Source organism: Pseudomonas sp. AC255, assembly GCF_979258175.1.
Genome location: NZ_OZ409841.1, coordinates 1,385,640 through 1,403,420 on the forward strand (window position 1 = coordinate 1,385,640; position 17,781 = coordinate 1,403,420).

15 protein-coding genes and 2 pseudogenes are annotated in these 17,781 nt (G+C 61.4%); 9 read left to right on the plus strand and 8 right to left on the minus strand.

Features of this window, described 5'->3' with window-relative positions; translation table 11 throughout:
- Nucleotides 1-42: 42 nt before the first annotated feature.
- From copD to ACZZ0K_RS06505, 5 genes are all read right to left on the minus strand, one after another.
- Nucleotides 43-912: a copper homeostasis membrane protein CopD gene (gene copD, locus ACZZ0K_RS06485; RefSeq protein WP_258706977.1), complete on the minus strand. Its 870-nt coding sequence runs from the start codon at nucleotides 910-912 to the stop codon at nucleotides 43-45.
- A 3-nt stretch (nucleotides 913-915) separates the two neighbouring features.
- Complete coding sequence (gene copC / locus ACZZ0K_RS06490; RefSeq protein ID WP_137214691.1) at nucleotides 916-1,290, minus strand: copper homeostasis periplasmic binding protein CopC; 375 nt, start codon at nucleotides 1,288-1,290, stop codon at nucleotides 916-918.
- A 32-nt stretch (nucleotides 1,291-1,322) separates the two neighbouring features.
- The gene (locus tag ACZZ0K_RS06495; protein WP_258706976.1) at nucleotides 1,323-2,192 is read right to left on the minus strand and encodes a copper resistance protein B; all 870 of its coding nucleotides are present in this window, start codon (nucleotides 2,190-2,192) and stop codon (nucleotides 1,323-1,325) included.
- Nucleotides 2,193-2,203: 11 nt separating this feature from the next.
- Nucleotides 2,204-3,901: a copper resistance system multicopper oxidase gene (locus ACZZ0K_RS06500; RefSeq protein ID WP_150741231.1), complete on the minus strand. Its 1,698-nt coding sequence runs from the start codon at nucleotides 3,899-3,901 to the stop codon at nucleotides 2,204-2,206.
- A 102-nt stretch (nucleotides 3,902-4,003) separates the two neighbouring features.
- The gene (locus tag ACZZ0K_RS06505; protein WP_041477268.1) at nucleotides 4,004-4,474 is read right to left on the minus strand and encodes a hypothetical protein; all 471 of its coding nucleotides are present in this window, start codon (nucleotides 4,472-4,474) and stop codon (nucleotides 4,004-4,006) included.
- Between the two features lie 164 nt (nucleotides 4,475-4,638).
- On the opposite strand from ACZZ0K_RS06505, the gene ACZZ0K_RS06510 reads away from it, so the two are divergent.
- A complete protein-coding gene (locus ACZZ0K_RS06510; protein ID WP_252884537.1) occupies nucleotides 4,639-5,307 on the plus strand; it encodes a ribonuclease T2 in 669 nt (222 codons plus the stop codon).
- Between the two features lie 98 nt (nucleotides 5,308-5,405).
- Here ACZZ0K_RS06510 and ACZZ0K_RS06515 read toward each other — a convergent pair whose 3' ends face one another.
- Nucleotides 5,406-6,341 (minus strand): LysR family transcriptional regulator, encoded by a 936-nt coding sequence (locus tag ACZZ0K_RS06515; RefSeq protein WP_463559021.1) that lies wholly within the window; start codon nucleotides 6,339-6,341, stop codon nucleotides 5,406-5,408.
- A gap of 109 nt (nucleotides 6,342-6,450) precedes the next feature.
- Here ACZZ0K_RS06515 and ACZZ0K_RS06520 point away from each other — a divergent pair, with 109 nt between their 5' ends.
- The 3 genes from ACZZ0K_RS06520 (at nucleotide 6,451) to ACZZ0K_RS06530 (ending at nucleotide 9,686) form a co-directional block, all read left to right on the plus strand.
- Nucleotides 6,451-7,158 (plus strand): haloacid dehalogenase type II, encoded by a 708-nt coding sequence (locus tag ACZZ0K_RS06520; protein WP_258706974.1) that lies wholly within the window; start codon nucleotides 6,451-6,453, stop codon nucleotides 7,156-7,158.
- An 11-nt stretch (nucleotides 7,159-7,169) separates the two neighbouring features.
- A complete protein-coding gene (locus ACZZ0K_RS06525) occupies nucleotides 7,170-7,943 on the plus strand; it encodes an aldolase (RefSeq protein WP_056791401.1) in 774 nt (257 codons plus the stop codon).
- 174 nt (nucleotides 7,944-8,117) lie between these two features.
- Nucleotides 8,118-9,686: a sensor domain-containing diguanylate cyclase gene (locus tag ACZZ0K_RS06530; RefSeq protein WP_463559022.1), complete on the plus strand. Its 1,569-nt coding sequence runs from the start codon at nucleotides 8,118-8,120 to the stop codon at nucleotides 9,684-9,686.
- Nucleotides 9,687-9,844: 158 nt separating this feature from the next.
- Here ACZZ0K_RS06530 and ACZZ0K_RS06535 read toward each other — a convergent pair whose 3' ends face one another.
- Complete coding sequence (locus ACZZ0K_RS06535; RefSeq protein WP_041477257.1) at nucleotides 9,845-10,198, minus strand: hypothetical protein; 354 nt, start codon at nucleotides 10,196-10,198, stop codon at nucleotides 9,845-9,847.
- Between the two features lie 189 nt (nucleotides 10,199-10,387).
- Between ACZZ0K_RS06535 and ACZZ0K_RS06540 the strand changes: the two genes are divergently transcribed.
- From ACZZ0K_RS06540 to ACZZ0K_RS06555, 4 genes and pseudogenes are all read left to right on the plus strand, one after another.
- Nucleotides 10,388-10,828 (plus strand): carboxymuconolactone decarboxylase family protein, encoded by a 441-nt coding sequence (locus ACZZ0K_RS06540; RefSeq protein ID WP_016775423.1) that lies wholly within the window; start codon nucleotides 10,388-10,390, stop codon nucleotides 10,826-10,828.
- A gap of 252 nt (nucleotides 10,829-11,080) precedes the next feature.
- The gene (locus ACZZ0K_RS06545; protein WP_065615952.1) at nucleotides 11,081-11,572 is read left to right on the plus strand and encodes a sigma-70 family RNA polymerase sigma factor; all 492 of its coding nucleotides are present in this window, start codon (nucleotides 11,081-11,083) and stop codon (nucleotides 11,570-11,572) included.
- Between the two features lie 87 nt (nucleotides 11,573-11,659).
- Nucleotides 11,660-12,642: pseudogene (locus ACZZ0K_RS06550) on the plus strand (FecR domain-containing protein).
- Between the two features lie 98 nt (nucleotides 12,643-12,740).
- Complete coding sequence (locus tag ACZZ0K_RS06555) at nucleotides 12,741-15,164, plus strand: TonB-dependent siderophore receptor (RefSeq protein WP_258706971.1); 2,424 nt, start codon at nucleotides 12,741-12,743, stop codon at nucleotides 15,162-15,164.
- Nucleotides 15,165-15,313: 149 nt separating this feature from the next.
- On the opposite strand, the gene ACZZ0K_RS06560 is transcribed toward ACZZ0K_RS06555, so the two are convergent.
- Nucleotides 15,314-16,465, minus strand: coding sequence for an MFS transporter (locus ACZZ0K_RS06560; protein WP_150634866.1), 1,152 nt, complete (start codon nucleotides 16,463-16,465; stop codon nucleotides 15,314-15,316).
- A 244-nt stretch (nucleotides 16,466-16,709) separates the two neighbouring features.
- Here ACZZ0K_RS06560 and ACZZ0K_RS06565 point away from each other — a divergent pair.
- Nucleotides 16,710-17,689 (plus strand): annotated as a pseudogene (locus tag ACZZ0K_RS06565) (diaminopimelate epimerase).
- Nucleotides 17,690-17,781 lie beyond the last annotated feature (92 nt).

The window sequence follows — 17,781 nt, forward strand, 5'->3', positions numbered from 1 at the left end:
AAAGGGAAGGTGGCCCAGTGTAGTGAAAGCCTTCCACGGGTGTCATCCCGGGTCCGGACTCAATGTGCCGAGCCACGCCACCAGCGCCACGATCAACAGGGCAAGGGCCAACTCCATTACGACACTGCGCCGCAGCGCTTTCGCGGCGATGAGGTGCTGGCCGTCGCGCAGCGATCGTTGCAGTGACGGTCCAAGATGAAAGCGGTTCAACGCAGCCAGCACCAGCATCACGGCGAACGCCAGCACCTTGATCGCCAGCAGCAGCCCGTAAGTGCCGAACAGCACTCCGTCGAGCCTTGGGCCGACGATGAAAAGATAATTCATCACGCCGGTGACCGACACCGTCAGCACGATCACAGCGCCCACCCATTCGAAGCGTTTCACTGCATCGGCTATCAAGCGAAGGCGTGTGTCACCGATCCGCCCTCTCGCCATCAACACCAGCGCCAGCAAGGCACCCAACCACGCTCCCGCCGCAAGCAAGTGCAAGATGTCGCTGAGAAAGTGCCAGAACCGCAGCCATCCTTCGTCCATCGCGCCATGCCCGCTCCACGCCAGCGAAGCGAGAGCAATGGCGCCTGCCAACGACGCTGGCCACAGACCCGGCCAGATCACCACGATGGCCAGCGCTGTCATCCGCAGCGCCCACGCCAGGCCGACGTCTGTTTCCAGCAGCATCATCTGCAGGTGCGGCCACAATGCCGCGAGCTGGGTTTCGCCACTCATGACGCGGGTCATCAGCACCAGCCCGGCCACTGACAGCAATGCCCCTGTCACTGCCATGCCACGCAATAACCGACGGAACTGCAGCAACGTGTTGAAGCTGTACAAGCCAAACAACGCCAGCCCGAACAACAGCAGCAAATCCACATACAGGGCGAACCGCAGGACGATGTTGAGCAGGTCCGCCATTGTTCACTTCACTTTGAACGTGACGTTACCGGTGATCGGGTGCGTGTCGGCGGACACCGCGCGCCACTGCACCTGATAGGTGCCGGCAGGCAGCGGGGCGAGCGGGGTGATCAGCATGGTTTTCGGATCGCTGCTGGCGCTGACTTTGGCTTTCATCGGCATCGGCGAGTGAGCCATGCCACCCATTTCGGTCATTACCAGTTTGGCCCCGGAGAATTGCGTGACCAGATTCTCGGAAAAGTGCAGCTCGATCCTGTTCGGCGCGGCACCTTCCGCGCCTTCGGCCGGCGTTGACGAAAGCAGTTTCGGGTGGGCCTGGGCGAGGGTGCTCAGGAGCAATCCGCTGGCGAATATCAGGGGCAGGGTCAATGTGCGCATGCAAGGTCTCCGGTTTGTTTTTGTAGAAGAATTCAGAACCACAGCCTGACCCCGAGGACCAGGCGCGCCTCACTGCGGTCCTCGTCTTCTTCGCGGGCATAGTCGGCGGTGTTGCCGTAAGTGCGATTCCACGTCACGCCGATGTAAGGCGCGAATTCGCGGCGGATTTCATAACGCAACCGCAGGCCCGCCTCGGTATTGGACAACCCTGAGCCGATGCCTCGCTGCGGATCGTTTTTGCCGTAGATATTCAGTTCAGCGGTCGGCTGCAGGATCAGTCGATTGGTCAGCAGGATGTCGTAGTCGCCCTCCAGCCGTACCGCACTCTGGCCGCCCTCGCCAAGGAAAGCCGTGGCTTCGGCCTCGAAGTTGTACAGCGCCATGCCTTGCACGCCGAACGCGGCCCAGGTTTGCGGTGCGCCGGGTTTGAAGTCCTGACGCACGCCGCTGACCACGTCCCACCACGGCGAAATGGCATGGCCCCATATCGCTTGAATTTCCGCGTCTTCGGTCTTGCCGTTGTTGCGCTCGCCTTCAGAGCGCAGCCACAGCCGATCGGTATCCCCGCCGATCCAGCCGGACAGGTCCCAGGCCAAAGCGCTGCCGTCATCGGCGTTCTGCCATTCGAGTTTGTCGGCAAGAAAGTAACTGTTGATGACGCTGTCATGCACCTGATGACCGCCGGGGCTGGTGAACACCGCAGCGCGGTCGGCGTCGGTCACGGGCGGAATCGGCGTGCGGCTTTCGCTCGGCGCGGCGGGCTGCATCATGCCGTCGTCCATGCTCTGCATCGCCGAATGATCCATCCCGGGCATCTGGCTGTGGTCCATGCCCTGCATATCGTCGGCGGCCATGGCAGAGGTGCCGGCGAGCAGCAGCGGAAACACGCTGAGTCGAGTCATGATCGGCCTCTTCATTCTTCCACCCGCACTTCGCGGAACATGCCCGTTTCCATGTGATAAAGCAGATGACAGTGATAGGCCCAGCGGCCGAGGGCGTCGGCGGTGACGCGATAGCTGCGGCGGCTGCCGGGCGGCATGTCGATGGTATGTTTGCGCACCTGAAAGTTGCCGTTTTCGTCTTCCAGATCGCTCCACATCCCGTGAAGGTGGATCGGGTGGGTCATCATGGTGTCGTTGACCAGCACCAAGCGGATGCGCTCGCCGTATTTCAGCCGTAAAGGCTCGGCATCGGAGAATTTGATGCCGTTGAACGACCAGGCGAATTTCTCCATGTGGCCGGTCAGGTGCAGCTCTATCGTGCGGCCCGGATCGCGGCCGTCCGGGTCCTCGAAGGTGCTGCGCAGGTCGGCGTAGGTCAGCACTCGGCGGCCGTTGTTGCGCAGGCCAAGGCCTGGGTCGTCGAGCTTTGGCGCGGTGATCATGGCCTGCATGTCCACCAGCGGATTGTTGTTTTCACTGTCGGGATGGGCTTGCATCGGGCCCATGCTGGAGTGATCCATGGCGCTCATGTCCATGCTGCCGTGATCCATGCCGCCCATGCCCATGTCGTCCATGCTCACCAACGGACGCGGATCCAGCGCCGGCACTGCTGCCGACATGCCGGCGCGTGTGGCGAGAGTGCCACGGGCGTAACCGCTGCGATCCATCGCCTGGGCGAAGAGGGTATAGGCCTCGGTTTCAGGTTCAACGATCACGTCATAGGTCTCGGCCACTGCGATGCGCAGTTCATCGACGCTGACCGGTTTGACGTGCAGGCCATCGGCAGCCACCACCGTCATTTTCAATCCCGGAATGCGCACATCGAAATACGTCATGGCCGAGCCGTTGATCAGGCGCAGACGCAGTTTTTCGCCGGGACGGAACAGCCAGGTGAAGTTGTCATCGGGGGCCTGGCCGTTGATCAAAAAGGTATACGTGGCGCCACTGACGTCGGCGATGTCGGTAGGGTTCATGTTCATTTGCGCCCACATCTTGCGATCGGCAACCGTGGCGCCCCAGCCTTTTTCACTGACGTCGTTGATAAAGTCGCCAACGGTGCGTTTGTGAAAGTTGTAGTAGTCGGACTGCTTTTTCAGGGTCTTCATCAGGCTGGCCGGGTCTTCGTCGGTCCAGTCGCTGAGCATCACCACGTAGTCGCGATCGTATTGGAAAGGCTCCGGCTCTTTGGCTTCGATCACCAGGGGCCCGTAGACGCCGGCCTGCTCCTGTAAGCCGGAATGGCTGTGATACCAATACGTGCCGTGTTGCCGAACTTTGAATTGGTAGACGTACATGCCGCCCGGTTCAATGCCGTGGAAACTCAGGCCCGGCACGCCGTCCATGTTCGCCGGCAGCAGAATGCCGTGCCAGTGAATCGAGGTGTCGGCCGCGAGCCGGTTACGCACGCGCAGCGTCACGGTATCGCCTTCGCGCCAGCGCAACAGCGGGCCGGGCAGGCTGCCGTTGATGGTCATCGCTGTGCGTGCGGAACCCGTGAAATTGACCGGAGTTTCGCCGATGAACAACTCGAATTCGTTGCCGCTCAGTTCGTTGACGGGCGTGGCGCCGTTCAGCGCCCAGACCGGTGTACGCCAGAGCCCGAGGCCGCCGAGCAAGCTACCGGCGGCCAGGCCTTTGACAAAAGTGCGTCTTGTGAGAATGGAAGGCATGCGCTGGAAATCCCCGTCTGACTCATGACAGAGAGACTAGCCAGCCCCAGCTTTCAGTTGGCTGAGGCAAACATTACAGTTTTGTCAGTTGACTCGGACGGGTTACAGGCCCAGCCCTTGCTGCACCACTTGCAGCAGATTGTTTTCCGTCAGCGCAATCGCATCCAGCTCCTGGCCGGTCTCGATAGTCTGCAACCACCAGTGACTCTCGCCATGCTCGTCGACCGTGCGCAGCAACGACTGATCGCGCCCCGGTACCTTGATCTCGACACGTCCGCAACCATCCTCGGTAAACCGCGCAATCGGATCGAACATCAAACTGTGATGGTTGGCTTCGATCACCAACTGGTCTATGGCGTAGTCGTGGCTTTCACCATCCGGCGAACTTTCGCAAACGTGCGTAGGATTTCGCCGAATCTTCAGTCCTACTTCGGTGACTGGTTGCAGCCAGCCCTCAATGCGGTGGTACAAGTCGTACACCTGAGCAGGCCAGCAATCGATTTCCAGCGCCGCATCAGCCTGGGTGTGCCGTGTCTGCTTGAGTCTGGCGGCGAGTTCGTCTGCTTTACTCATGTCGGTTCCCTTGTTGGATGTCTGCCTGTTCAGCGTAGACCTTTGCACGGCGCAGGGCCTTGCCTTGCGTCATGCGCTTGCAATACAAGCGTGTCGAAATCAGCACTGGCCAGGTCTGGCCAACAACGAAAACCACGGACGCAGGCGTCCCAAGGAACGGGTTAATGAAAAAGCTGTTTACAATTCTGGCGCTGATCGCGCTGACGGCCGGTAGCATCGGCACGAGTTCGGCGCGTCAGCCGGCGTCGAACAAAGCGCAGGCCGAATCGGTGGCGGGGGTGTTCGACTACTACCTGCTGGCGCTGTCCTGGTCACCGACTTTTTGTCTGACGCACAAGGACGATGCGCAGTGCACCGGCAAGGGTTATGGTTTTGTCCTGCACGGTTTGTGGCCGCAATACGCCAAGGGCGGTTGGCCGCAATCCTGCCCGCCGCTGACCAGGCTATCGGCGGCAGAAACCAGCAAGGGCCTGACGATGTACCCGACGAAAAAACTCCTCGATCACGAATGGTCCAAGCACGGCACTTGCAGTGGTCTGGGCGCGGTGGGCTATCTGGACAAGTCAGATCAGGCCCTCGGCGCGGTGAAGATTCCGCAGGCGTTACAGCCGTTCGGCTCGACGTCGTACTACTTCGAAGCGCAAGAGATTGTCGATCTGTTTCGCAAGGCCAATCCGGGTATTCCCGAGGATGGAATTGCGGTGATTTGCAGCGGCCCGCAGCTGTCGGAAGTGCGGGTGTGCATGGACAAGGATTTGCAGTTCGGCGCGTGTGGCAAAGGAGTGAAGACGCAGTGTCGGGCGGGGGATATTCGGGTGCCGCCGGTACGGTGAGCCATCCGTAATGAGCCAGGAAAAACAGGCGCTCCCGTGAGCGCCTGTTTTTTTGGCCTGAGGATTTGGAAATGTGAATATGAATACGAACCACGCTACTACTCAAACAGCATGAACATCCCCACCGCCGACCTGCTCCGCGAAATCAACAAACCCGAATAAGGATCCCCGGGGGGGTCAGGCAAATCCCCCGCATCCACCCCCAATTCCCCACGCAAAAACTCCACCAGCCCCCGCTGCAACCCACTCAATACCCCCTCGCGGCTGACCAGCGCCAGTTCCGTCGGCGCCAACTCCGGCAGATCCCTACACACCTCGTGCTCTGGCAATACCGCCGAAACCGGCAGCACCGAAACCCCCAACCCGGACGCCACTGCGGCTTGAATTCCGGTCAGGCTGTGGCTGCCGAACGCCACTCGCCATGGTCGCTGCGCCACATCGAGCAGGCGAATCGCCCGTTGTCGGTACAGGCAGCCCTGCGGAAACAGTGCCAGCGGCAGCACACAGCTGGAGGTGTCGAATTCGGTGCCTTTGACCCATACCAGTCGTTCCGGCCAGGTAACCCATGCCGGGCCGCTGTCGGGTTCGCGTTTGATCAGGGCAATGTCGATGTCGCCGGCGTCGAGGCGTTGGCGCAGGTCGAGGCTCATGCCACTGATGGTTTCCAGGCGCGCCTGCGGATGGTTGCGGGTGAAGCCGGCGAGGATCAGGGCCATGCGCCGGGCGTCGAAGTCTTCCGGCATGCCGATGCGCAGCACTTCCAGGTCGACGTCACTGGCCAGCGCTTGCGTGGCTTCGGCGGACAGCGCCAGCAACCGGCGCGCATAGTGGATCAGCAGTTCGCCGTGCTCAGTGAGAGCGACGTTCACTCCGGTGCGGTCGCGCAGGAGTAGCGGGTGGCCGACCAGATCCTCGAGTTTGCGCACCTGCTGGCTGACCGTCGATTGCGTGCGGTGCACACGCTCGGCAGCACGGGTGAAGCTGCCTTCATCGACCACGCAGACAAAGGTTTTCAGCAATTCCAGATCCAGCATGGCGGTATTCCTGATAGTTGTTTTGCGAATGAGGATTGAGTGTTTATTTAATTTCACACTATCACCGCACGCTCATAAGCTGAAGTCCTCACTGTGGAGGAATCGACCGATGACCTTAAACAACACGCCGCGCCCGCACTGGCTGACCTTCGATTGCTACGGCACGCTGATTCAGTGGGATGAAGGCCTGAAAGCCGTGGTCGAAAAAATGCTCAGCGACAAGGGCGAGCACGCCGTCGACGCCACTAAGTTGATCGAAGTCTACGACCGTCACGAGCACCGTCTCGAACAAACGCCGCCGCACCGTTCCTTTCGCGAACTCAGCACCCTCGGCCTGCAACTGGCGCTGGCAGAACTGGGCTTGCCGAGCCAGTCCGAGGACAGTCAGCGTCTGGCGGCGGCCATCCCGAACATGCCGCCATTTGCCGAAGTGGTCGACACCCTCGCGCAGCTCAAAGCCATGGGCTTCAAGCTGTGCATCGTCTCCAACACCGACGACGCGATCATTGCCGGCAACGTCGCGCAGCTCGGCGGCCATATCGACCGGGTGATCACCGCGCAGCAGGCCGGTGCCTACAAGCCGGCGCCGCGCCTGTTCGACTACGCTCATGAGCAATTGGGCGTGACCCGGGATGAAGTGGTGCACATCTGCGCCAGCCCCATGCTCGATCACACGGCGGCGCGGGACATGGGTTTTCGTTGCGTGTGGATCGATCGCGGCACCGGGCGCCAGTTGTTGCCCGACTATCGCCCCGACGCGATCCTGTCCAGCCTCGATCAAGTGCTGCCGCTGTTCAAATCCCTCGGCTGGACCTAAGGAGGATTGCCATGGCTCATATCTTGAGCGGCACTGGCAAAGCCAGACCAACCGCGACGCTGAACCTGGAAACCGAAGCGATCATCACCGCCCGCAACGAACTCGCTGCGTGCTTTCAACTGGCCGCGCTGCATGGGCTGGAGGAGGGCATCTGCAATCACTTTTCGGCGATGCTGCCGGGGCATGATGATCTGTTTCTGGTCAATCCATACGGCTACGCTTTTTCGGAAGTGACCGCGCAAAATCTGCTGGTCTGTGACTTCGCCGGCAACGTGGTCGATGGCGAAGGCGAGCCCGAAGCGACCGCGTTCTACATCCACGCGCGCCTGCACAAACAACTGCCACGGGTAAAAGTCGCGTTCCACACGCACATGCCGCACGCCACCGCGTTGTGCCTATTGCAAGGCCCGCCGCTGCTGTGGCTGGGGCAGACTGCGCTGAAGTTTTACGGGCGCACAGCGGTGGACGAGGATTACAACGGCCTCGCGCTGGACGCATCTGAAGGCGACCGCATCGCCAGCGTTATGGGCGATGCCGACATTCTCTTTCTGAAAAACCACGGTGTGATTGTCGCTGCGCCGAGCATTGCCGAAGCCTGGGACGATCTGTATTACCTGGAACGCGCCGCGCAGGTGCAACTGCTGGCACTGGCCACTCAGCGCGAATTGAAACCGGTGCCCCATGCGATTGCGCAGCGCGCCTATGAACAAATGCGCGAAGGTGATGCGCAAAGTGCCCGCGCGCACCTGACCAGCGCGATGCGGCGGCTGGCCCTGCACAACTGATTAACCGTAAAGAAGCAATCGTAAATAAATCGACGAAAAGCGATCATCCAAACTCGCGACGCGCCGATAACTGGGCGGGAGGCGGGCGTTTGCCCGGTACATCCCGGTGGGCTACGCTCACACATACAAGGGTTTCGGGCTCGCGCCCCTGTCGTACCTGCCCAGGACATGCTTTTGCCAATCCCCATTCACGATCCGCATCAGGCCCCCGGCACGCTCAAACGCCTGCCGCTTCGCAAAGCGGCGGTGCTGTTTATCGTTGCGGTGAGCCTGTGCCTGTGCGGTCTGCTGTACCTGCAACTGGAGCAGTCGCGGCGTCAGGATCTGGCAGTGGCGAAGATGGCTTCGGGCAACCTGACCCGGGCCATGGCGCAGCAGGCCGAAGACACTGTGCGGGCGGCGGATCTGGTGATGACCAGCCTGGTCGACTGGATTCAGGACGATGGTTACGGGGCGGTGCAGCGCCCTCGGTTGCAGCGGATCTTTGCCCGCCGCGCGCAGCAACTGGATCAGTTGCATGGCATCTTTCTCTTCGATCGCGAAGGGCAGTGGGTCATTACTTCGTTCGCCGATCTGCCTCGTGGCAATGGCGTGGCTGATCGCGACTATTTCAAGTTCCATCAGCAGAATGCTTCGACGGTTGCGCACATCGGCCCGGCGATTCGCAGCCGCGAAAACGGCGAGTGGATCATTCCGATTTCCAGACGCGTCAACGACCAGCTCGGCAACTTTCAGGGCGTGCTGATGGCGGGCATCCGCATGTCCTACTTCGATCAGTTCTTCAAAAGCTTCAGCCTCGATGACAGCGGCATCATGTTTCTGGCGCTGACCGACGGCACCTTGCTGGCGCGACGGCCCTTTGATGAGTCGTTGATCAATACCTCGGTGGCCCACGGCGAGATCTATCAAACCCTGCTGCCGAACGCTAACGCTGGCACCGCGATGCTCAACTCCGTGGTCGACGGCGTGACCCGCTTGTATGGCTATCGACAGCTCGCCTCGTATCCGCTGGTGGTCTCTGCGGCGACGTCGCAAGACACGATTCTGCAGGGCTGGTATGACCGCGCCTTTCAGTCCAGCGTAATTGTCGCGCTGGTGATTCTCGGGGTTGGCCTGTTCGGCTGGGTGTTCATTCATCAGGTGCGCGATGGCGAACGTATCGAGAAAAATCTGCGCAAGGCGCAACTGGCGCTGGAGCAGATCGCCACCCACGACAGCCTGACCGGGTTGGCCAATCGGCGCTTGTTCGAGCGTTCCCTGGACATTGAGTTTGCCCGGGGCGCACGTCAGGTCAGTCCGGTCAGCCTGATCATGCTCGATATCGATTTCTTCAAGCGCTACAACGACGCTTACGGACATGTCGCCGGCGATCAATGCCTGGCGCAGGTGGCCCAAGTGGTGAAGGCCTGCTGCCAGCGCAAGTCGGATCTGGCGGTGCGTTACGGCGGCGAAGAATTTGCCGTGCTGCTGCCGGACACGGACATCAACGGCGCGCTGGCGATAGCCGGGCAGATTCGCCGCAGCGTGATCGACAAGCACATCATCCACAGTGGGTCGCCGACCGGTTATCTCACGGTGAGTCTGGGCTGTTATTCATTTATTCCGAACGGCAACGACAGCCCGCAAGTGTTTATCCAGCGCGCGGATGCGGCGTTGTATGAGGCGAAAAATGCCGGGCGCAATCGCGCGGCGGTGTTTACAGCTGAAGAGGGTTTTGCCGAGTTGATGCGGTCGGATCGCTGATTCTTTCAGTCAACAGAAATAAAAGTGGGAGCGAGCCTGCTCGCGAATCGGTGTGTCAGCTTGCATCAAGGTTGGCTGACAGACCGCTTTCGCGAGCAGGCTCGCTCCCACATTGGGTCCTGATGTAAGCAGGACTATCTGGGATGGCTCTTGTTCGTTCAGCTGCCCGTGCCACCGCCCGCACCACCCGTGCCGCCGCCGGCCGAACCGGTCCCGCCACCCGCGCCGGAACCCGAACCACTGGCGCCGCCATTGGTGCCCGTGCCAGTGCCCATGCCCGAACCAGTGCCTGTCCCTGTCCCGGTTCCTGTGCCAGTTCCGTTATTGGTTCCACCCGAATTGCTGTCAACGGAAGGCGAGCCCGGCGTGCTGTCTGGCGGCATGGTTGAACTGCTGGCGCCGCCGGACTTGGTGCCCGTCGCATCGGTGCTGTCGTTGGCAGCGAAGCTGGCGGCGGATGCCGTGGCGAGCAGGCCGGCCAACAATAACGAAGTGAATTTGCGCGTCATCATGGTACGTCTCCTGATAAAGGGGATTACCTGATATTGGTCAGGCGCACTGAAACCTTGGTGCCCGTCGAGTGACGAGCGGTCAGTCGCCGCGCCAAGTGGCCTACCGTTCTTCTGCAATATTGGCTATTTGCCGAACCACCCCCGGGGACTAACGTAGCCACACATTCAATCGCTACCCCGGAGCCCACCATGCAACCTCGTGCCGATTTCTACACCGCTTCCCCCGATGCCATGAAAGCGATGATGGCGCTGGAAAATGCCGTCTCGAAACTGTCGCTGGAAAAGAGCCTGCTCGAACTGGTCAAGCTGCGCTCTTCACAGATCAACGGCTGCGCATTCTGCATCGACATGCACACCGCCGACGCGATCAAGGACGGCGAAACCCCGCGTCGTCTGTTCGCCGTGACAGCATGGCGGGAAGCGCCGTTCTTCAGCGAGCGTGAACGTGCCGCACTGCTGTGGACCGAGTCGCTGACACAACTGAGCCTGACCCACGCGCCGGACGAAGACTATGAAGTCGTCGCTGCGCAGTTTTCGCCGAAGGAACTGGTTGACCTGACGGTGGCGATCAACACCATCAACGGCTGGAATCGCCTGGCAGTGGGCTTCCGCAAACTGCCGCAGGCCTGAGACATTCACGCTTTTACCTTGTGGGAGCGAGCCTGCTCGCGAAGGCGACGTGTCAGTCACCATCATCGTTGCTGACATACCGCATTCGCGAGAAGGCTCGCTCCCACAGGGTCCTATTCAATGCCCATCGGAGCTCGGCGTCGTCGGTGCTTGTACCTTGCGCATCAAGAACACCATCACAGCGTGCATTGCTTTGTATTAATACGAAGCATTACTATTCACGCCCCTTTCTCACCACGCCGCCCATCCCCCATGCGCTCCCGCAGATCCGGCTTTTTCGAGCATTACGAAGAGTTGATCGGCACCTGGACTCGTCGCCTGCGCAATCGCGCGCAGGCCGAGGATCTGGCGCACGACACCTTTGTGCGGGTGCTCGAGGCGGATTCGGCGGCGGTGCAGCAGCCGCGTGCGTATTTGCATCAGACCGCGCGCAATATCGCCGTTGATGGTTATCGGCGTGAGGACCGGCGGGGCGTCATGGAGTCGGAGGCGGTCGATGACAGTGCATCGTCGGCGGGCGATCCGGAGCATTACATGCACGCGATCCAGTTGGCCGATTCCATCGAACGCGCGCTCACCGAGCTGCCGCTCAACTGCCGCAAGATCTTTGTATGGCAGAAGATCGAAGGCCTGACGCAGGCAGAAATCGCCGAACGCCTGGGGCTGTCCAAGAACATGGTCGAAAAGTATATGATCCGCACCCTGCGCCATCTGCGTGAGCGGCTGGATGGCTTGCAGTCATGATGACGTGTGACGTCGAAAAGATCGGAGCCTTCGGCAGCTCCTACAGGGGGCCTGCCTGCTCTCAACCTCAGCCGGACAGAATATTCCATGATGGAGACGAGAGATTGCGCCTGTGGGCAAGCGGCGGTGCGTGACGAGGCGGCGGCATGGTTCGTGCGTTTGCAGGAACCGAATGTCAGCGTCGAGCAACGGCAGCGCTTCGAGGCCTGGCTGAACGAGCATCCGCAGCACCGTGCAGAATTCCGCCTGCTCCAGGACTTGTGGGCGGCTGCTGATCTGCTGCCGACGTCGCGTCTGCAGGCGCTTGCCGAAACTCCGCCAGCTCGCCGCCAACGTCGGCCGATGCTGTGTTATGCCGTCGCCGCGAGTGTTCTGGCCGTGGCGCTGGGGCTTGGCCTGTTCAGCGGGCTGAATCATCCGGGCGGTTACCGCGCTGAATTCGCCACGGCGCCGGGCGAGCGCAAGCATGTGGCGTTGCCGGACGGTTCTGTAATCGATCTGAACAGTCGCAGCCGCTTGCAGGTGCGTTATGAGCAGGATCGACGGGTTATCGAATTGAGCGCGGGCGAGGCGATGTTCAGCGTTGAACACGACGCCTCGCGTCCGTTTATTGTCGAAGCCGGCAGCGGCAGGGTCACGGTCACCGGTACGCGTTTCGATGTGCGCCGCGATGCCACGCAGACCCGCGTGGCGGTGGAGCAGGGCACGGTGAAGGTGCAGGAAGTGCTGCCCCGGACAACCAATTCATCAACCTCACCGCAGGCCTCGGCACGGCGGTCGATGCCCAAGGCAAAGTCCTGCCGGCCTACGCGGTCAACCCGGCGCAGCTGACCGCCTGGCGCAACGGCAAACTGGTGTTCAACAACGCCAGCCTCAGCGAAGTAGCGGCAGAAGTATCGCGCTATCGCGACAAGCCGCTGACCGTATCCCAGCCGAATGTCGCCAGCCTGCGCCTGACCAGCGTGTTCAAATCCGACGACACCGACGCCTTGCTCAAAGCCTTGCCGAGCATCCTGCCGGTGACGGTGCGCACCCTTCCCGATGGCAGTCAGGAAATAATTTCCAGATAGCATTCAGGTTTTTTCCCCGTTCATCGTCTTCCTGTTCAACTGCAACTGGTTTGCATTAACAGCCGCACACTCTTGCGATCCACAGGACTCCGTACGACGTGAACATCACAACCCACAATAAAAAATCCCCTTGGTTGCCACTGGCCTTGGCGCTCGCGGTCAGCGCCGCGATGCCGTTGGCGTTTGCCGCTGAGGCCATTCATATCCGCGCGCAACCGCTGGGCCAGGCCTTGAGCGAACTGGGCCAGCAAACCTCGCTGCAGGTGTTTTTCAGCCCCGAGCTGGTGGCGGGCAAACAAGCTCCGGCGGTGGACGGCGACCTCGCGCCAGAGCAGGCGCTGCGGCAGTTGCTGCAAGGCAGCGGCCTCGATTATCAGATCAATGAAGGCTCGGTGACGCTCGCCCCAGCAGCCACCTCCGCAGCCAGCAACGGCCCGCTGGAACTGGGTGTGACCGACATCAAAGTGGTCGGCGACTGGCTCGGTGACGCGGACGCTGCGGTGGTGCAGAACCACCCCGGCGCACGCACGGTGATTCGCCGCGAAGCGATGGTCGAGCAGGGCGCGATGAACGTCAGCGACGTGCTCAAGCGCGTGCCTGGCGTGCAGGTGCAGGACTCCAACGGCACCGGCGGCAGTGATATTTCCCTTAACGTCGGCGTGCGCGGTCTGACTTCGCGCCTGTCGCCACGCTCGACTGTTTTGATCGATGGCGTGCCAGCGGCGTTCGCGCCTTACGGCCAGCCGCAACTGTCGATGGCGCCGATTTCCTCGGGCAACCTCGACAGCATCGACGTCGTGCGCGGCGCCGGTTCCGTGCGCTACGGGCCGCAGAACGTCGGCGGCGTGATCAACTTCGTGACCCGCGCGATTCCGGAGAAAACCACCGGCGAAATCGGCACCACCCTGGAAACCACGCAGTACGGCGGCTGGAAACACATCGACACCGCATTTCTTGGCGGCACCGCCGACAACGGCATGGGCGTCGCGCTGCTGTACTCCGGCGTCAACGGTCACGGTTATCGCGAGCGCAACAACGGCAATGACATCGACGACGTGCTGCTCAAGACGCATTGGGCGCCGACCGATAAGGACGATTTCAGCCTCAACTTCCACTACTACGACGCCAGTGCCGACATGCCGGGTGGCCTGACTCAGCGTCAGTACGATGACAAACCGTACGAGTCGGTGCGTGACTACGACCAGTTCACAGGCCGGCGCAAAGACGTGTCGTTCAAGTGGATCCGCCAGATCGACGAGCGCACCCAGGCAGAAATTCTCACCTATTACACCGACAGCTTTCGCGGCAGTACCATTGCCGCGCGCGATCAGCGCACCCTCAGCTCATACCCGCGTTCCTATTACACCCTGGGCATCGAGCCGCGCGTGTCGCGGGTGTTCGATGTCGGCCCGACCACTCAGGAAGTCAGCGTCGGTTATCGCTATCTGAAAGAGGCCATGCACGAAGAATCGAGTCGTCTGGCGCTGGTCAACAATCAGCCAGTGGTCACGCCGACTTCCGACGGCCATGTGTTTCAGGATCGCACCGGTGGCACCGAGGCCAATTCGGTGTATGTCGACAACAAGATCGACGTCGGCAACTGGACAATCACCCCGGGCATTCGCTTCGAACACATCAGCACCGACTGGCATGACCGCGCCGTGCTCGACACCGCTGGCCGCCCGGTACCGGAGAAAAATCGCAGCATCGAAAGCAACGAACCGCTGCCGGCGCTGAGCGTGATGTATCACCTGTCCGATGCCTGGAAGCTGTTCGCCAACTACGAAACTTCGTTTGGCAGCCTGCAGTATTTCCAGCTCGGCCAAGGCGGTTCGGGTGACAGCACCGCCAACGGGCTGGAGCCGGAAAAGGCCAAGACCTACGAGATCGGCACGCGCTACAACGATGATGTGTGGGGCGGCGAGGTGACGCTGTTCTACATCGATTTCGATGACGAACTGCAATACATCAGCAACGACGTCGGCTGGACCAACCTCGGCGCGACCAAGCACCAGGGCATTGAAGCCTCGGTGCATTACGACATGGCCGCACTCGACCCGCGCCTCGATGGCCTGACCGCCAACGCCGGGCTCACCTACACCCGCGCCACTTATGAAGGCGAGATCCCCGGCTTCAAGGGCCGCGATCTGCCGTTCTATTCGCGGCAGGTTGCGACAGTCGGTTTGCGTTACGACATCAACCGCTGGACCTGGAACATCGACGGCTTTGCCCAATCGAAACAGCGTTCGCCGGGCACCGGTGTGAATGCGGATGGCAGCTTCAATGGCAACTACATCACCGAAGGCACAGCAGACGGGCAGTACGGCGACATCCCGGGTTACGTGACCTGGAACGTGCGCGGCGGTTATGACTTTGGTCCGCAGGTGTCGAACCTGAAGCTCGGCGCCGGGGTGAAAAACGTCTTCGACAAGCAGTACTTCACCCGCTCCAGCGACAACAACTCGGGGATGTATGTCGGCGCACCGCGCACGTTCTTCGTGCAGGCCAGCGTCGGCTTCTAAGGCTTGATCGTTCCCACGCTCTGCGTGGGAATGCAGCCCGGACGCTCCGCGTCCCTTGCAAAGCCGAACGCGGAGCGTCCGTTGAGGCATTCCCACGCAGAGCGTAGGGAACGATCTGGCTACGTCCTGCGAGCCTGCTCGCGAAGCTTTCAGACCTTCAGGACTTTGCCGCCAATCGCCACAGCCACCAGCAACACTGCCATCAGTCCAAAGGCAAAACTCAGGCTGCTGGCATGGGCGACAAAACCGATTACTGCCGGCCCGGCGAGAATCCCGGCATAACCGAGCGTGGTAATTGCCGGTACCGCGATGCTCTCCGGCATCACCGTCTGCTTGCCCACCGCCGTGTACAGCACCGGCACGATGTTCGAGCAACCGGCGCCGACCAGCGCATAACCGAGCAGTGCCGCTTGCCAGCTCGGTGCGAAGGTGGCGAGAAACAGTCCCGCCGCCGCCAACAGGCCGCCGAACAGAATGATCCGCGTAGCCCCCAGCTTGCGCACTATGCGATCACCCAGCAGACGGCCGACGGTCATGGTCAGGGCAAACGCTGCGTAACCCATTCCCGCATAAGCCGTGTCGATCCCCCGTTCCTGAGCGAGGAACACTGCGCTCCAGTCCAGCGCCGCGCCTTCGGTAAGGAAAACGATGAAGCACATGCCGCCGATAAACAGCACGATGCCATGGGGAATGGCGAACGCCGGGCCGGAGCTTTCGCTGCCGTAGGGCAACATGTGCGGCACGCACTTGAGCAAGGCGCCGATCAGCAAAACCACTACCACCAGCATCGCCGCCAGCGGTGTCAGGCCGAGGCCGAGCAGGGCGCTGACACCCGCCGCACCGACGATGCCGCCGAGGCTGAACAAGCCGTGGAAACCCGACATCATGTGCTTGCCGCTGGCGCGCTCGACGATCACTGCTTGCAGGTTCACCGTCGAATCCACCGTGCCGAGGCCGGCGCCGAACATGAACAACGTGGCGATCAGCGCCGGGATCGATGACACCGTCGCCAGCAACGGCAGTGCCGCGCAGATCAGCAAGGTGCCGGCGGTGGCTACACGTCGGCAACCAAAACGCGTGGCAAGAATCCCCGCCAGCGGCATCGCCAGAATCGAGCCGACACCCAGGCACAGCAGCAATAACCCCAGCGTGCCCTCATCCAGCCCGGCCCGCGCCTTGGCATACGGCACCAGCGGCGCCCAGGCGGCGATGCCGAGGCCAGCGATGAAAAAAGCGACGCGGGTGGACATCTGTTGCAGACGTCCGGGGACGAACGTGTCTTGGGGGTTGAGGCTGGTCATATCGATCCTTGGCAAAAAAACAACTGCATCCCGAGTGACATTCTGACGGCGTTGAGGTTCGATCTCAGGCCTTTCGGGGCATAACGGTGAACATCCTACCCTGTGGGAGCGAGCCTGCTCGCGAAAGCGGTGGGTCAAATATGGAATTGTCGACTGACGCACCGCCTTCGCGAGCAGGCTCGCTCCCACACTGGTTTGCGGTTTACAGTCGGATTTTCGCCAGCATGGAATATGGGAACAAGGCATGACGACGTTCTACGACGCACGCGGCAATATCTACGCCGTGGTCTCACCCCAAGCCTTGCGCGAGGCCGGGATTGCTTTGCCGGCCAGCGCCGCCGAGTGCGCCGGGTCTCGGCAGCAATGGAGCGAAGCCGCCATCGCCCTGTGCTGCGATTGGCCGGAAGGCCAGCGTCCGGCCAACGGCAAACCCCACCGCAGTGACGGCCTGCTGATCGGCCCGTTCCAGGCATCTGCGCCTTTCGATGTGCTGATCGTCAACACCGACGGCAGTCTCGCCGAGCGCAGCGGTAACGGCCTGACGATTTTTCTCAGGCATTGACCGAGCAAGGCTTGATGCCGGAGCAGGGCGCAGTGTTGCGCGTTCATCATGACAAGGGCGAAGAGCTGGATACGGCGGTGACACCAGCCGAAGTCGAAGGCGTGCGCGGTTTCTGGCTCGACCTCGGTCAGCCCGGATTCGGCCCGCAAGCCGTCGGGGCGCGGGCAGTCGAGAGCGTTCAAATCAATAATCGCGACGTCAGCCATGTCCAGCCCCTGGCGCAACTCGATCCCACTTGGACCCACAGCCAATTCGTCCGCATCGGCAATCCGCATTGCGTGACGCTGCTAAGCGATCCGGCCATGTTGCCGAGTAACGAGCAGATGCTTGAATCACCGCTGAACGAAAGGCTGACGGCAATTGCCTATGCCATGCCCACCGGTGCCGGCAATCCCTGCCCGGCGGGCGTCAATCTGCAATGGGCCGCGCTGGCGTCGCCGCAGCAAATCCTCGCCCGGGTATTCGAACGTGGCGAAGGACCAACCGCGTCATCCGGCACCAGCGCCAGTGCGGTCGCGTGTGCCGCGTGGCGGGTGGGTTGGGTCGAGGCGGGAAAAGTGCGGGTGGTCATGCCGGGTGGCACCGCACCGGTTTTGCTTGAGGTTTCGCAAGGGGAATTGCTGCGCGTCAGATTGTTTGGCACGGCGCGGTTGATGGATTGACTCGGTCGACGCCATCGCTGGCAAGCCAGGCTCCCACAGGGTTTTGCATGAGGGCCCAATCATGTGCTCAACACAAAACCTGTGGGAGCCTG

What these genes read in the sequence shown, in the direction of transcription:
- copD (WP_258706977.1), bottom strand. Translation starts at nt 912, where the DNA reads ATGGCGGACCTGCTCAACATCGTCCTGCGGTTCGCCCTGTATGTGGAT.
- copC (WP_137214691.1), bottom strand. Translation starts at nt 1,290, where the DNA reads ATGCGCACATTGACCCTGCCCCTGATATTCGCCAGCGGATTGCTCCTG.
- ACZZ0K_RS06495 (WP_258706976.1), bottom strand. Translation starts at nt 2,192, where the DNA reads ATGACTCGACTCAGCGTGTTTCCGCTGCTGCTCGCCGGCACCTCTGCC.
- ACZZ0K_RS06500 (WP_150741231.1), bottom strand. Translation starts at nt 3,901, where the DNA reads ATGCCTTCCATTCTCACAAGACGCACTTTTGTCAAAGGCCTGGCCGCC.
- ACZZ0K_RS06505 (WP_041477268.1), bottom strand. Translation starts at nt 4,474, where the DNA reads ATGAGTAAAGCAGACGAACTCGCCGCCAGACTCAAGCAGACACGGCAC.
- ACZZ0K_RS06510 (WP_252884537.1), top strand. Translation starts at nt 4,639, where the DNA reads ATGAAAAAGCTGTTTACAATTCTGGCGCTGATCGCGCTGACGGCCGGT.
- ACZZ0K_RS06515 (WP_463559021.1), bottom strand. Translation starts at nt 6,341, where the DNA reads ATGCTGGATCTGGAATTGCTGAAAACCTTTGTCTGCGTGGTCGATGAA.
- ACZZ0K_RS06520 (WP_258706974.1), top strand. Translation starts at nt 6,451, where the DNA reads ATGACCTTAAACAACACGCCGCGCCCGCACTGGCTGACCTTCGATTGC.
- ACZZ0K_RS06525 (WP_056791401.1), top strand. Translation starts at nt 7,170, where the DNA reads ATGGCTCATATCTTGAGCGGCACTGGCAAAGCCAGACCAACCGCGACG.
- ACZZ0K_RS06535 (WP_041477257.1), bottom strand. Translation starts at nt 10,198, where the DNA reads ATGATGACGCGCAAATTCACTTCGTTATTGTTGGCCGGCCTGCTCGCC.
- ACZZ0K_RS06540 (WP_016775423.1), top strand. Translation starts at nt 10,388, where the DNA reads ATGCAACCTCGTGCCGATTTCTACACCGCTTCCCCCGATGCCATGAAA.
- ACZZ0K_RS06545 (WP_065615952.1), top strand. Translation starts at nt 11,081, where the DNA reads ATGCGCTCCCGCAGATCCGGCTTTTTCGAGCATTACGAAGAGTTGATC.
- ACZZ0K_RS06560 (WP_150634866.1), bottom strand. Translation starts at nt 16,465, where the DNA reads ATGACCAGCCTCAACCCCCAAGACACGTTCGTCCCCGGACGTCTGCAA.